The sequence below is a fragment of the Streptomyces sp. 2-1 genome (assembly GCF_048564895.1).
Lineage (GTDB): Bacteria > Actinomycetota > Actinomycetes > Streptomycetales > Streptomycetaceae > Streptomyces > Streptomyces phaeochromogenes.
Map to the genome: position 1 here is coordinate 5,591,104 of NZ_CP183383.1, position 14,068 is coordinate 5,605,171.

Consider the following 14,068-nt stretch of genomic DNA (forward strand, 5'->3'; position numbering starts at 1 on the left):
GGAAGTTAGGTAAGAAGCCTGTCAAGGGCGTGGGCACGGACTGTGGGTTGCTGTGTCCATGAAGAACGTGGCGCGAATCGATCGCAGACGTATCTCTCACGGCCTTGGCCCCGCGGCTCACGACCGGAGCCCTGCATCTCAGCGGCTCACGACCCGAGCCCTGCGCCTCAGCGGCTGCCGCGGGTCTCCGCCGCGCGGCGCGACAGGTCACGTACCAGGGCGGCCCGGTCCACCCGCCCGAGCGCTTCGGCGAGCCGGGTGAGCAGCTCGTCCGCGGTCTCCTCCCGCTCGGCTCCGGTCCCCGACAGGGTCGCGTGGTCCGGGATGCGCGCGAGGCAGGCGCGTACGGCCAGTTCGACCGTGTCCCGCAGCCGGGGTTCCCTGATCGCGACGGTGACGTGCACGGACTCCGTGTCGAGGGTGCGGGTGTGGTGGGCGATGCCCTCGGGCAGATACAGCACCTGGCCGGGCCGCAGGTCGACGGTCTGGGCGCTCGCCAGGTCCTCGACGTATCCGGGGCTCCAGTCCGCCGCGTCGCGCGGGGTGTCGTACAGATACCAGCGCTTGGTCCCGGAGATCTGCACCACGAACAGATGGCCGTCGTCTCGGTGGACCCGCAGGCCGTCCTCCCCCGCCCGCGTCCAGAACGCCACGGCTCCCGCTTTGGCCGAGAACAGCTGTGCCAGGCGACGGCACAGCTGCTGGGCTGGGCGATGCCACTCGTGCAGGTTCTGCACGACCACGGTGGCCCCGGCCGCCAGCTGGAAGCGGACCTTCGCCCCGTCCACGTAACCGGCCCGGGGGTCGCCGGACACGTGCATGACCCTGGTCAGCGCCTCGGGCGGCACGGGGGTGCCGCCGCGCATCGCGTTCAGCACCGGGTAGTGGAGCAGGCTGCAGTCCAGCCAGTCCTCCAGGTCCTGCCGGGACACGATCGCGGCGACCTCCTGCGCGGCGTCGAGGACGGCGTGCGCCTCGCCCCAGGGCAGGTCGTCGGCTGTACGGGGGTCACGGCAGAGCAGCCGGAGCCCGTCCCGCAGGCCGGCGGTCGCCCTGTCCACTGGGACGGTCGCCGGTCCGCCGACCGTCCCGCTCTCTGCCTCGGTCGTCGTCATCGGGCCTCCTCATGGGGTCGGGGGCGTGCGGTACGTGCAGGTGCGTGCGGTGGTGTCGGCCCGGGATGCCGAAGTGCGTCCAGGAATCCCGCGGCGGATCCTGCGGGGCCGGTTCGGGCCAGCGCGCTCCGGAGCAGCGCCCAGGCCTCGTCCCGGTCCGCCCAGCTATCGCCTCCACCACAGCCGTTGCCGTCACCGTCGCCGAAGCGGGCATCGAGTTCGGCGCGGACGGTGTCCCGCCAGGCGTAACCCGCGAGGTAGGAGCGCCAGTGCAGGACGCGGGTCTGCCGCAGCAGGAGGAGTTCGGGAGCCCACTCCAGCCCGGTGGCGGCGGCCACGGCCGACGCGGCCTCCAGCGCCTCGGCCGACGTACGGCAGCCCGCGAGGTCCGTGTCGAGCGCCAGGTCTGCCGCCATCAGGCCGCGGCTGAAGCACTCCTCCTCGGCGTAGAAACGGGCGAGGACCACGGCGATCTCCTCGTCGATCCCCAGCCGGGCGAGAAACGCGGTCGATCCCGCCAGGTGCTCCAGCAGCAGGGCCCACCCCTCCGACCGCAGCGGATCGAACGTCCACCGTTCGACGAGCGGGGCGTCGGCCGGACGCAGCGCGTGCTCGGCGAGGTGGGCCAGCTCGTGCTGCAGGTACTGGACCGTCACCGGAGTGACCGCGGTCGGCAGGGACAGCAGCGAGGAACCGGGCAGCCGTACGGGCATCACCATGGACGGGGTGTTCGGGCGCCGCAGCACCTTCACCTGGTGGCCGAGCGGCAGCAGTCCGCACCGCCGCGCCTGACCGACGAGCAGGGTGATCAGCTCGTTGAGCTGGGGCAACGGCCCCTCACCAGGCACCCCACCGGACACCCCTTCGGACGGCCCGAGCACCCCCTTGCCCAGCAGCAGCCAGCGCCAGTTGTACTCGGCTGTCGCGCTGCCATGCAGTCCGGCCGGGCGGGCCCAGGCGGCGGCGATCTCTGACAAGTCCCGCACCGGGGCCGTCACCTCGGCGAGCCGCCGTACGGAGTCGTGGGGCAGCGGGAGCGCCGACTCCCCGCACCACCAGGGGAGTTGACCGGCGGCCCGGCGCCGCTCGGTCAGCCACCGCCAGACCTCGTCGGTCAGCTCGCGGGCCTCGGCACACCAGACCTCGTACGAGGCCCTTCGGCCGTCCTCGTCCGCCTCCAGGTCGAGTACCGCCGAGGGGGCGGGCACGGCTGCCGTCTCGCCCAAGAGCTCGGCTACGAACCGGGAGAGTCCCAGGTCGGCCAGCTCACCGGCGGCCTGCCGGGCACGCCGGGCCGCCGGGACCGGGTCGCGGCCGGGGAGCCCGGCACGCTCCAGCTGGAGGTCCGCGATCAGATCCTCGACGTATACGACCTGTACGGCGTCGGATCCTGCGGGGTGCACGGCGTCTGGCACGCCGGGGTGTACTGCGTCAGGTACGGCGGCGGTCATGGAGCGCGCACCTCCTGGGGCCCGGTCGATCCGGTCGTAGAGGTGGTGGTCGGTGCCGTCCCCGGGCGTACTGCCAGGGACGCCACCCACAGGCCAGCGACACCGAACCCGGCGGCGGCGAGCGGCCAGGCCAGGGCCGTACTGCCGAGATCGCCGACGGCAAGGCCGGTCAGGATCAGGCCGCCACCGGTGAACAGGCTGTTGAAGAGCGAGGCCACGGACAGGACGGTGGCGCGGTGGCCGCTGTCGATCCGTTCGTTCATGGCAGCCCTCACACCGGGCATGCACAGGCCGAACGCCGTGGAGAAGCACACGTAGCAGACGATCGAGAGGGCCGGTTCCTTCACCGCGGCGGCGCAGACGAGTGCGAGGGCGCCGGCCGTGGACGCGGTGACGATGACGGTCCGGCGCGCGGACGCCCGGCGTTTCTGCAGGCTCAGGGTCCAGCCGAGGAGCGGGATCTCCAGCAGGGAGCCGACGCTGCGCATCGCGCCGAGCACCAGCAGGTTTCCGCCGACGAGTCCCTCGTACACGACCGTCCACTGCACGCCGGGGATACCCCGGAACAGCCACAGGAGTGCGGCGGCGAGGATCAGGGCGATCAGCACCTTGTCGCCCCGCAGGGTGAGCCGGGTCCCGGTCATGACCTCGCCGAACGACTCCCGCAGCCGTGGCGCGAAGGCTTCCCGGCGACCCGGGGCGGCCGGGGGACGGTCCGGATCCGGGCGTCCGGTCATGAGCCGCAGCGACAGTACGGCCGCCAGTGCGCAGGTCAGGCCCGCGACGATCTGGGGCAACGCCAGGTCGAGCGTGCCCAGGGCGGCGCCGGTCAGGGTGCCGAGGACGAGGCCCGCGTTCTCGGCGATCTTTCCCTGGGCGAAGAGCCGGTCCAGGCCGCTCGGGTCCTTGGCCCCGGTCTCGTCGACGGCCCAGGCCTCCAGGGCGCCGGACGCGAAGGTGCCGCCCAGCGCGGAGAGCAGGACTCCGGCGGCGGCGATGTACACACTGCCGCTGAAGAACAGGACGCTGTAGCCGACCGCCCGCAGTACGAAGCTGATCGCGACCGAGGTGCGCCGGCCGAGCAGGTCGGCCAGGACGCCGGTGGGGATCTCGGAGACCCCTTCGACGATCCACACCGCGGCGATCAGGGCGAACACCGCGCCCGATCCCATGCCCAGCGACTGCAGCAGCAGGACCGACGTGACGGTGAGGAGCATGTCGGCGAAGTAGTCGAGACCGGAGACCAGCAGATAGCCGCGGCGGACGCGGTCGACGTGACCGGCATGGCTGACGCGGTCGGCCGGGTCCTGGTCGGCGGGCCACGGTGGACCGGGGCTCGCGGGGCTCGTGCTCTCGTCTTCCGGGCCGCGAGAGGTCCCAGAGGTCACTGAGCGGCCCTGTCCACAGGTCCGGCCTCGTCCACCAGTCCGGCGCCGACCGCCTTGGCGTAGGTGGGTGTCCCGGTGACGTCCTCGGGCACCGGCACGTCGGCGTCCCACAGCCAGCGCAGCGCGGCGACGGTGTCGCCCGTGAGCCGTACCCGGCGGACGCGTTCGCCGGCCGGGGCCAGGATCGGGACGGAGACGACGGCGAGCGGCGCGGGACGGCGTTTGACCAGCAGCAGCGCCTCGGGCCACGGGTCCACGGTGCCCCGCTCGCGCAGCAGCCTGCCGTACGCGGGAACGTCGAACGTGGCCTCGGCGGTCCAGGCGCCGGGCACCAGGCGGGGGCGGCTGGAGGAGTCCCCGCGGCTCGGGCGCGTGTCGACCGTGGCGCGGCCGAAGAGGTACGCGTCCTCGAAGGCGAAGGCCTCGCCGACCCAGTCCTCCTGGCGGGTGATCCAGTCGGTGGACCGCAGGAACCCGCCGAAGGCGGCCGACGCGGTGGCCGCGGGCGGGAACACCGATCCGGGCTGGGCGGGCCGCCGCTGCCAGAACTCGCTGTCCAGGAAGGCGTGCAGGCCCTCCGCGCCGGTCCGGCCGTAGTACGCGAAGAAGGTGACCGGGAAGCTGACGTTCAGCACGTTGGCGACGGTCTTGCGGCGCCGGGCCTGCTCCATGTCGAAGCCCGGTCCCCTGGTGCCCTCGGCGACGACGACACGCTCGGCCGCGGGCAGTTCGGCGAGCAGTTGGGCTCGCCGCCTCGCGGTCGCGTTGAGGACGCGCCAGGTCGTGTCGGTCACCCTGACGTAGTCGAGGGCGACTCCTGAGATGGCATCGAGGGTCATGAGGCGCTCCACCAGTGGTCGGTCCGGCGGGCGAAGCGCCGCACGCTGTCGGTCAGTTCGTCGGCGGTCATGCCCTCCGCCTCGGCCATCACCGACCGCAGATGGGGTGCGCGGGGGAGCAGCGCGTCGGCCAGTTCCCACACCTCGTCGCTGACCGGCCAGTCGTGCTTGTCGTCGACCAGGCGTACGCCGCCCTCGAAGCGGCGGACGAACGTACCGCTCATGTGCGCCTCGACGACCCGGTCCCAGGCGATGTCGTCGTCACTCGGCAGCACCGGTGACAGGCCCCGCTGGACCCGCAGCCCGTAGAGGTGGCCGACGTCGATGGTCATCAGACAGTCGGCCCGCTCGGCGATCCGCGTCATCAGGGTGAGGATGTCCCGGTCGCCGACCACGAACGGATAGGGCGCGTTCTCGATGGTCAGCGGGCGGCCGATGACGTCCTGGGCGTGCTTGATCCGGTCCACCGCCCAGTCCACGGCCTCGTCGACGAGCGGCATGGGCACCAGGGACTCCAGCAGGGTCTCCCCCTCGCGGACCCACATCGCGAGGTCGATGTTGAGCCAGGGCGAGTTCAGTTCGTCGGCCCGCTGCCCGAGCAGACGCAGCAGCCGGTCGTCGAGCGGGTCGGTGCCGCAGACGTCCAGGTCCAGCGGGTGGAACAGCGCGTGCAGCCCGTGCCGACGGCAGAACTCCGCGCAGCGCAGGGCGAGTTCCTGGTCCGTGGCGAGGACTCCGACGCTGTACCAGGTGGCGGTGGAGCCGAGCCTGGTCGCCGTCTCCTCGGCGATGTCCATGTCCTTGATCGAGTCACAGCTGAAGCAGATCCCGTGGACACCGGGCGGACCCAGTTCGGGGATCGGGGACCCCGTGCGTACTGCTGTCGGCATGTGGTCGGTCCCTGCCATGCGCTAGTCCCTCCCGTGCGGAGCGGCGGCGCCCGGGGCCTGCGCGAAGCCTGCTTCCCGCGCGGCGGCCTCGGTGCGTTCGATCAGGTCGTGCAGATGGACATGGTCGTGTCCGAGGCGGGGCAGCAGCGCGTCGAGCCCTCCTCCCGCGCCTCCGACCTCGTCCAGGAGTGGAAATCCGGCCTCGGCGTCCTCCAGCAGCCGTTCCATGAAGAGGTTGGGCGCGTGCCGCAGCGACACGACGTCGAGTTGCAGCCGGGCGTGCGACTCACGGGAGAGGCCCGAACCTTCCGAACCATCCAAGCCATCCAACCCGTCCGAGCCGTCCGAGCCGTCCGAGCCGTCGGCCATGGAGGCGAGCGCGAGTTCGCCCTGTGCCAGGGCGTCGTCGATCCGGTCCTGCCACCGTTTGCGGAAGGCCCGCAGTGTGTCGCTGAACCGCTGTACCTCGGGCAGTTCGAAGAGCGTGAAGGGGCTGGGCAGATCGTCCGGGTCGAAGACGACGCCGAACCGCCGGGCGTAGAAGTCCCGGATCGGCGTGCCCTCGTAGAGCACGAGCGCGGTGTAGAGGTGGTCGTGCGGCACGTAGTCGTAGAACCCGGCCTCGCGCAGGAACTCCAGGTTGGCGCGGATGTCGGGCAGGGTGGTGGCCGGGTCCAGCATGATGAAGTCGAGCGAGATCTCGATGCCCAGGCGCTTCAGCAGGCGTACGGCCGCGACGTTGACCTCGGGTTTCACATGCTTGGCGAGCCGTTCGAGGACCGGTTCCGAGGCGGACTCGATGCCGAGTTCGATGAACCGCAGCCCGCACTCCTTGAGCCGGGGCAGCACCTCGGCGGCCTTGAGGATCTGGTTGACCCGGGTGCCGAAACTGAAGGTGACCTGCGGATCGGCCTCGTACAGCGCCTCGGCGACCTCCAGCGCACGGGTCGGCGAGACGAAGAAGTTGGCGTCGCTGAAGTACACGTGCTCGTAGTTGACGCCGTGCCGCGCACGGAAGTGGAGCAGCTCGGCGACGACCCGTTCCGCCTCGCGCGAGCGGTACTTGCGGCCGATGGTGAGCACACCGCAGAACGAGCAGTTGTACGGGCAGCTGCGGCTGCTGCAGATCGTCAGCGCGGCCTTCAGCCGGCCCTGCACCTCGTCGTAGTACGTGAGGTCGGGGTAGCCGGAGTGCGAGGTGAACTCGGCGTCGGGGAACGGGATCTGGTCGAGTTCGGGCACGAAGTCCCGGTCCTCGTTGACCAGGAGGCCGGCCCCGTCGGGCGCCCGCCAGGTGGTGCCCTTGATCCCGGTCAGCCCTGCCCGGTCGTCCACGCCCCCATCCACATCCGCGCCCACGTCCACGCTCACGCTCACGTCCGCGTCCGCGCCCAGGCCGCGTACGAGATCGAGCATCGCCTCCTCCCCCTCGCGCCGGACCACGACGTCGACGCAGGAGTAGCGGCGCAGGATGTGCTCGTGGACGGCGGTGGCGTGCGGGCCGCCGAGGACGATCAGGCACTCCGGTCTGCGGTTCTTGATCCACTCGGCCATGGCGATCGCCGCGCGGAACGACTCGTTGTAGACGGAGAATCCGACGACGTCGAAGCGGTCGAGGCCGTAGTGCGCGGCTAGTTCGACGGCGTCGTCCTCGGAGTCCCCGAAGTCGAAGCCCGAGCTGGGGAATCCGGATTTCTCCAGGTAGGCCATGATGTAGGCCAGCCCGATCGGCTTGGACTTGCGGCGGTCCGAGAAGCCGACCGAGGGGTTCACGAAGGCGATGGCCGGCCGTGTCAGCGTGCCCATCTCACACTCCCTCGGACGAGGACGCGGGCGCGGGTACCGGGGCTGACGCCGGCCCCGACACGGACGTCGACGCGGGTGCGGTGCGCAGGACGCCGTTCCGGGTGAGGCCGAGGAGGAAGTCCCGGTCGAGCTCGGGCAGGGTGTCGAGGTCCACCGGGCGGCGCAGGGCCTCGCGCCAGATGCGGGAGGCGTGACGGTTGAGCTTCAGACAGGACCGTGCCGGTCCGGCGAGCGGCACGTAGACGTGACCTGCCTGGTCCAAGTAGGGCAGTTCCGAGGTGATGCGCAGCATCGACGGGCTCTCCGGGGTCCGGCGCGACGGATCTCGGGCCCCGGCGCATCGCACGCCGGAGCCGCGAGGGGGAGCGGTCAGGCGTAGATCTTGCCGAGCATCTTGGTGTAGCTGGCGCCGCCGAGGCTGACGATGTCTGCCTCGGGGGTCTCGACCTCGTCGAACCCTGCGATCTCCAGCTCGTCGTGGGTGCGCTCGGTCAGCGACTTGCGGACCGGCTTCTGCTGCTTCTCCGCGCTACGGGCCATCGTTGGTCTTCCTCTCGTCCGGCCCCGGGCAGCCTGGGGCCCATCCGGAGTCACCCTGAGCAACAGGGAGACCGCGTGCCAAAGGAGCGTGTGGGCCGGGACGGTTTGTCGTCAAACAGGCAAATGGCCAGTAAATGACGTCGCGCGAGGGAGAGTTGAGGAGCGTGAAACGGGGGCGCGTTCTCCGCGCGAGCAAGCCGCGCAAGGTGGCTCCGACCAGGGAGGAAGCACGACACTCCCGGGAAGATCACGGCCGTGGCACACCCGCGCTGTCCGGATCTCTACGGCGCGGGAAGGATCTTCGTCACCCACATGGCAGCATCCGGGAATTCACTCTCCGTGACTGCCGCTTCGTGCCACTCTGGGTCACATGACAGATGAATCCGGCGGGAGCCGGGACGACCCGGAGGACGTCACTCCCGGGGAGGCGGCGGCCGCCCAGGAGCGCTCGTTCTGGGAGACCCGCCGACGGTACAACGAACTGGACGACGACGAAGCCGGCCGCCGCGAGCGCCGCCGTCTCAGCAAGGAGTCCCGGCGCATGAACCTCCAGGTACGCATACACCGCTACGCCCGAGCCCACGACGACGAGGGCCCGGTACCGGGCGACCTACGACTCCCGCCCCTCCCGGACCCCGAGGACGATCACAAACCAGGCTGAGCAGGCAAGTTCCGGCGCGCCCCGAAGGGGCGCGAGGAACCGCGCACCCAGCCACAACCAACCCGCAGAAAAAGCGAGGCCTCCCAGCGGAGCGCCCCCGCGGGCCCGGCCCAAGAGCCGGACCCGCAAGCCGCACCTGAGGAGAGCGGGGCCCGAAGGGCCCTACTTCGGCTGCGGCTTGCGCACCGAGAGGTGCAGCTCACGCAGTCGCGTCTCGTCCAGTTCCGTCGGCGCGCCCATCATCAGGTCCTGCGCGTTGCCGTTCAGCGGGAACGCGATGGTCTCCCGGATGTTCGGCTCGTCGGCGAGGAGCATGACGATGCGGTCGACGCCCGGGGCGATACCGCCGTGCGGCGGGGCGCCGAAGCGGAAGGCGCGGAGCATGCCCGCGAACTGCTCCTCGACGGTCTCCCGGTCGTAGCCCGCGATCTCGAAGGCCTTGAGCATGATGTCGGGCTCGTGGTTCCGGATGGCGCCGGAGGACAGCTCGACGCCGTTGCAGACGATGTCGTACTGCCAGCCCAGGATGTCCAGCGGGTCCTGGGTCTCCAGGGCCTCCAGACCGCCCTGCGGCATGGAGAACGGGTTGTGCGAGAAGTCGATCTTCCCGGTCTCCTCGTCCTTCTCGTACATCGGGAAGTCGACGATCCAGCAGAACCGGAAGACGCCCTCCTCGAAGTGCCCGGCGCGCTTGGCGGCCTCGACGCGGACCGCGCCCATGATCTTCGAGACCTCGTCGAACTCGCCCGCACCGAAGAAGACGGCGTGGCCGGCCGTGAGCGACAGGCGCTTCGTCAGCTCGGCGACGTTCTCCTCGGTCAGGAACTTCGCGATCGGGCCCGTCAGCGAACCGTCCTCGGCCACCCGCACCCAGGCCAGGCCCTTCGCGCCCTGCGAGACCGCGTAGTCACCGAGCTGGTCGAAGAACTTGCGGGACTGCGCGGCCACGTCCGGCACCGGCAGGGCCCGTACGTGCTTGCCCGCGAAGGCCTTGAACTCCGAGCCCTCGAAGACGTCGGTGATGTCTACGAGCTCCAGCTGGGCCCGCAGGTCCGGCTTGTCCGAGCCGTACTTCAGCATCGACTCGCGGAACGGGATCCGCGGGAAGGGGGAGGTGACGTGCCGACCCTTGCCGAACTCCTCGAACAGCTCGGTCATGAGCTTCTCGATGGGCTGGAACACGTCCTCCTGCTCGACGAAGGACATCTCCACGTCGAGCTGGTAGAACTCGCCCGGCGAACGGTCCGCACGCGCGTCCTCGTCACGGAAACAGGGCGCGATCTGGAAGTACCGGTCGAAGCCCGAGATCATCAGCAGCTGCTTGAACTGCTGCGGCGCCTGGGGGAGGGCGTAGAACTTGCCCGGGTTCAGACGGGACGGGACCACGAAGTCACGCGCGCCCTCGGGGGAGGTGGCGCTGAGGATCGGGGTCGCCATCTCGTTGAAGCCCAGCGCCGTCATCTTGTGACGGATGGCAGAGATGACCGACGTACGCAGCAGGATGTTGCGGTGCATGCGCTCGCGGCGCAGGTCGAGGAAGCGGTATTCCAGACGCCGCTCCTCGTTCACACCGTCCTCGGCGTTGATCGTGAAGGGCAGCGGGGCGGCCGCGCCGAGCAGCTCGACCTCGCCCACCTCGACCTCGATCTCGCCGGTCGGCAGCTCCGCGTTCACGTTCTCCGTGCCACGCGAGACGACCTTGCCGTCGATGCGGACCGTGGACTCCTTGGAGAGCTTGTCCAGGGCCTCGTACGCGGGGGTGCCGGGGCGGGCGACGAGCTGCGTGATGCCGTAGTGGTCGCGCAGATCGATGAAGAGGATGCCGCCCAGGTCTCGGCGATTGTGCAGCCAGCCGCTCAGCCGGACGTCGCTGCCGACGTCAGAGGCGCGGAGCTCGCCGCAGGTGTGGGACCTGTACCGATGCATCGTCGTTTCATCCAGTCTTCGCGGTCGGGGGCGTTGTTTCACGTGAAACACCGCAAGCCTACCGGCCGCCCCAAGATCGCCGTTCGCAATAGTTCCGCCACCCTGCCGGCCCTGGGTGCCCACCCGCGTCTCACCTGCCTCGGTGGCAGCTTTCGTTCACCTCTTCATACAGTGGGGCAATGCGCATCGGTGATCCCCTTCCCTCAGTGGGGGACGTCCTCGCCACCCTCGCCACCGGCCTGTGGAGGTGGGACGACGCCGCCGGGAAGGTCACCCTCGACGCCGAGGCCGCCCGGCTCCTCGGCCTGCCCGCGGAGCCGACCGTGCTCACGGAGGCAGGTGTACGCGCCCGTTTCCACCCCGTCGACTGGAACGAGGTCAACGGGGTCGTCCAGCTCGCCGTCGTCGAGGGCACGCTCGCCGAGCTGCGGCTGAGGGTCATGGACGAGCAGGGCCATGTGATCCGGACCGTACGCAGCCGCTCCAAGCCGTCGATCGACCCGGGCACCGGGTCGTACCAGCTGATCGGCACCATGCAGGAGGTCACCGAGCCGCAGCCGGGCTCCGCCGCGCGTACGCCGGTCACGGGTGACTGGAGACGCTCGCGCGAGGCGTTTCTGCTGGACGCGGGGCGGGCGCTGGCCGAGGCGCGGTCCACGGCGGAGGTGCTGCGGGTCGCGGCGGGCCTGTCGATGCCTGGTTTCTCGCCGGACGGGCTCGCGGTCTTCGGCGCGCAGGGCGACCGGCTGACGGTCATCGGCCACCACGGGCACAACCCCGGGGACGAGGAGCCGTTCACCCAGATGCCGCTGGACACGGACTATCCGGCCGCGGAGGTCGTCCGCACCGGCCGTGCCGTCTATCTCTCCTCGCCCGACCACTACCGCGACCGCTATCCGGCCTCCTGGCCGCTCGCCCAGCACTTCGACCGCCAGTCCTGGGCGTTCCTGCCGCTCACCTTCGCGGGCCGCACGATGGGCGCGTGGATGGCGGCCTTCACGTACCCCGTCACGTTCACGCCCGACGAGCGTTCCGTGCTGACGACGGTGGCGCGGATGCTGGCGCAGGCCCTCTCGCGGGCCGGGGTCGCCGAGTCCGAGCGGGAGCTCACGGACGGCCTCCAGCGCTCGATGCTGCCCACCCTGGGGCCGCAGATCCCGGGCATGAGCGTCGCGGCCCGGTATGTGCCCACCGGCGGCGGGCTCCAGGTGGGCGGCGACTGGTACGACATGATCCCGCTGCCCGGCGGCACCTCCCGCAACAGCCCCGAGGGTGGCCGCTTCGCCCTGGTCATCGGCGACGTCCAGGGACATGACGTACGCGCCGCCGGGCTGATGGGCCAGCTCCGGATCGCGCTGCGGGCGTACGCCTCCGAAGGGCACCGCCCGGACGCGGTCCTCTCGCGCGCCTCACGCTTCCTGTACGGGATCACGTACGACGAGGAGATCGCGGACCTGCGCTTCGCGACCTGCCTGTACGTGGAGGTCGATCCGGAGAGCGGGGTCCTGGAGATAGCCAGGGCCGGTCATCCGGACCCGGCGATACGCATGGCCGACGGGACCGTGCTGACCCGGCCGACCGCGGGCGGGCTGCCGCTCGGCATCGACCCGGACGCCGACTATCCGACGACGCGGCTCGTCCTGGAGCCCGGCGAGACCATGCTGATCTGCACGGACGGGCTCATCGAGACCGGCGGGCACGACCTGGACACCGGCTGGCGGCGGATCCGCAAGATCCTGGAGAGCCACGACGGCGACATGGAGGAGCTCGCCGACGCACTGGTCCAGGCCGTGCACGGGCCCTCCTCGCACCACACGACCGGGCCGCTGGTGGACCGCCGCGAGGACGACATAGCGGTGCTGCTGCTGAGCAGGGCGGGGGAGCACGGCGGCCTCGGCGGCACCCTCACCGAGCGGCCCTCCGCACGCCGGACCATGGTGACCGTCGCGCAGGCCGAGCACGAGCGGGTCGCGGGGGCACGGCAGCAGCTGCGGGAGTTCCTGCACGACTGGGCCTCCGCCGACCAGGTCGACTCGGCGGTCCTGCTGGTCTCCGAGATGATCACGAACGTCCTCGTCCACACCGACGCGGACGCGCTGCTCGTCGCCGAGATGACGGGCGCGGCCGGGACCCGTCGGATACGGATCCAGGTGTCGGACGGGAGCGACGACCTGCCCCACAAGCGGCATCCCGGCGAACTGGCCTCCTCCGGGCGGGGCTTGATGCTGATGGAGCTGCTCGCGGACGCGTGGGGCGTGGACCCGCGGGGCCAGGGCAAGAGCATCTGGTTCGAGCTCTACGAGGAGGGGCCTGGCGGCGAGGCCGAGCCCGGGGTGCCCGGCTTCTCCGGGGTCACCGACGTCTCCGAGCTCTCCAAGGACGCGTAACGCCCCCGCAGTTCCGCGATCACCCCGAACGCCGCCGCCGTCAGGGGCACCGCCAGCAGCATGCCGAGGATGCCCGCCACCGACGCGCCCGCGGTGATCGCCAGCATGACGACGGCGGGGTGCATCTGCACGGTCCGGCTCTGGATCATCGGCTGGAGCACATGCCCTTCGAGGACCTGCACGGCCAGGACGACGCCCAGCGCCCACAGCGCGATCACGAAACCGCGGTCCGCCAGGGCCACCAGGATCGCCACCGCGCCGGACAGAAAAGCGCCCAGGTAGGGGATGTACGCGCCGACGAACACGAGCGCGCCGAGCCCGACGGCCCCCGGCACCCGCAGCACGAGCAGGCCCACGGTGATGCAGATCGCGTCGATGAGCGCGATGAACGTCGTCCCGCGCATGAAGCCCTCGACGGCCCGGTACGCCCGCCGCGCCATCGCCTCGGTCATGTCGCCCGAGCCCTGCGGCACCAGCGAGCGCAGGGTGCCGGCCGCCCGGTGCGAGTCCCGCAGGAAGAAGAAGACGAGCAGCAGCGCGAGGACGGCCATGGCGATGGCCTGGCCCACGACGCTGATCCCGCTGATCACCCCGGACGCCGCCGTCCCGCCGAACTTGCCGAGCAGTTCCTTGGCGTTGGAGGCGAGGTCGTCGAGCGAGGTCCCGGCCGCCCCGAAGTGCTCGGACAGCGACTCGGCGGCCTGCTTGAGCGAGGCGGTGATCTCGTCACCGGTGTCGATCAGCGCGGCCACCACGATGTACGTGGCCCCGCCGACGACGGCGAGCACGGCGGCGCAGGTCACGCCGGCCGCGATCGACCGGTTCACCTTCGCCCGCACCAGCCGCCCGTACAGCGGCCGGAGCAGCGCCGTCCCGAGCAGCGCGAGCAGCACCGGCACCACCGCGGTCTTGAACTCGACGCACAGCCGCACCCCGACCACCACGACCCCGGTCACCAGCAGAGCGACGACGCACCAGGCGGCCACGCGGCGCACGGGTTCGGGCAGGAGCCGGGCGGACTCCGGAAGCAGGGGCTGCACGCCTCCACCTGACCATGCGTCAGTC

At 71.0% G+C, this 14,068-nt stretch carries 12 protein-coding genes; 2 read left to right on the forward strand and 10 right to left on the reverse strand.

What is annotated here, in order from left to right:
* Window positions 1–167: 167 nt before the first annotated feature.
* The 8 genes from ACN20J_RS24570 to ACN20J_RS24605 all read right to left on the reverse strand — a co-directional run bounded on the left by ACN20J_RS24570 (window position 168) and on the right by ACN20J_RS24605 (window position 8,029).
* On the reverse strand, window positions 168–1,115 hold the full coding sequence (locus ACN20J_RS24570; RefSeq protein WP_419666819.1) for a JmjC domain-containing protein: 948 nt from the start codon (window positions 1,113–1,115) through the stop codon (window positions 168–170).
* Window positions 1,112–2,566 carry a hypothetical protein gene (locus tag ACN20J_RS24575; RefSeq protein WP_419666820.1) on the reverse strand — a complete coding sequence of 485 codons (1,455 nt, stop codon included), beginning with the start codon at window positions 2,564–2,566 and terminating at the stop codon, window positions 1,112–1,114. The genes ACN20J_RS24570 and ACN20J_RS24575 overlap by 4 nt, the downstream gene beginning before the upstream one ends.
* A complete protein-coding gene (locus tag ACN20J_RS24580; protein ID WP_419666821.1) occupies window positions 2,563–3,954 on the reverse strand; it encodes an MFS transporter in 1,392 nt (463 codons plus the stop codon). Before ACN20J_RS24580 ends, ACN20J_RS24575 begins: the two co-directional genes overlap by 4 nt.
* Window positions 3,951–4,793: a hypothetical protein gene (locus tag ACN20J_RS24585; RefSeq protein ID WP_419666822.1), complete on the reverse strand. Its 843-nt coding sequence runs from the start codon at window positions 4,791–4,793 to the stop codon at window positions 3,951–3,953. The genes ACN20J_RS24580 and ACN20J_RS24585 overlap by 4 nt, the downstream gene beginning before the upstream one ends.
* Entirely contained in the window at window positions 4,790–5,701 is a 912-nt protein-coding gene (locus ACN20J_RS24590) for a DUF692 family multinuclear iron-containing protein (RefSeq protein ID WP_419666823.1), read from the reverse strand. Before ACN20J_RS24590 ends, ACN20J_RS24585 begins: the two co-directional genes overlap by 4 nt.
* Window positions 5,702–5,704: 3 nt before the next feature.
* On the reverse strand, window positions 5,705–7,489 hold the full coding sequence (locus tag ACN20J_RS24595) for a B12-binding domain-containing radical SAM protein (RefSeq protein ID WP_419666824.1): 1,785 nt from the start codon (window positions 7,487–7,489) through the stop codon (window positions 5,705–5,707).
* Between the two features lies 1 nt (window position 7,490).
* Window positions 7,491–7,781, reverse strand: coding sequence for a hypothetical protein (locus ACN20J_RS24600; protein WP_419666825.1), 291 nt, complete (start codon window positions 7,779–7,781; stop codon window positions 7,491–7,493).
* Between the two features lie 77 nt (window positions 7,782–7,858).
* Window positions 7,859–8,029 carry a hypothetical protein gene (locus tag ACN20J_RS24605; RefSeq protein WP_160147698.1) on the reverse strand — a complete coding sequence of 57 codons (171 nt, stop codon included), beginning with the start codon at window positions 8,027–8,029 and terminating at the stop codon, window positions 7,859–7,861.
* 370 nt (window positions 8,030–8,399) lie between these two features.
* Between ACN20J_RS24605 and ACN20J_RS24610 the strand changes: the two genes are divergently transcribed.
* Window positions 8,400–8,690 (forward strand): hypothetical protein, encoded by a 291-nt coding sequence (locus tag ACN20J_RS24610; RefSeq protein WP_419666826.1) that lies wholly within the window; start codon window positions 8,400–8,402, stop codon window positions 8,688–8,690.
* A 162-nt stretch (window positions 8,691–8,852) separates the two neighbouring features.
* Here ACN20J_RS24610 and aspS read toward each other — a convergent pair whose 3' ends face one another.
* Window positions 8,853–10,616: an aspartate--tRNA ligase gene (aspS, locus tag ACN20J_RS24615; protein WP_419666827.1), complete on the reverse strand. Its 1,764-nt coding sequence runs from the start codon at window positions 10,614–10,616 to the stop codon at window positions 8,853–8,855.
* Window positions 10,617–10,795: 179 nt separating this feature from the next.
* Here aspS and ACN20J_RS24620 point away from each other — a divergent pair, with 179 nt between their 5' ends.
* Entirely contained in the window at window positions 10,796–13,003 is a 2,208-nt protein-coding gene (locus ACN20J_RS24620; protein ID WP_419666828.1) for a SpoIIE family protein phosphatase, read from the forward strand.
* On the opposite strand, the gene ACN20J_RS24625 is transcribed toward ACN20J_RS24620, so the two are convergent.
* Window positions 12,913–14,043, reverse strand: a complete 1,131-nt coding sequence (locus ACN20J_RS24625; protein WP_419666829.1) for an AI-2E family transporter — start codon at window positions 14,041–14,043, stop codon at window positions 12,913–12,915. The genes ACN20J_RS24620 and ACN20J_RS24625 overlap by 91 nt on opposite strands.
* Window positions 14,044–14,068: the final 25 nt, after the last annotated feature.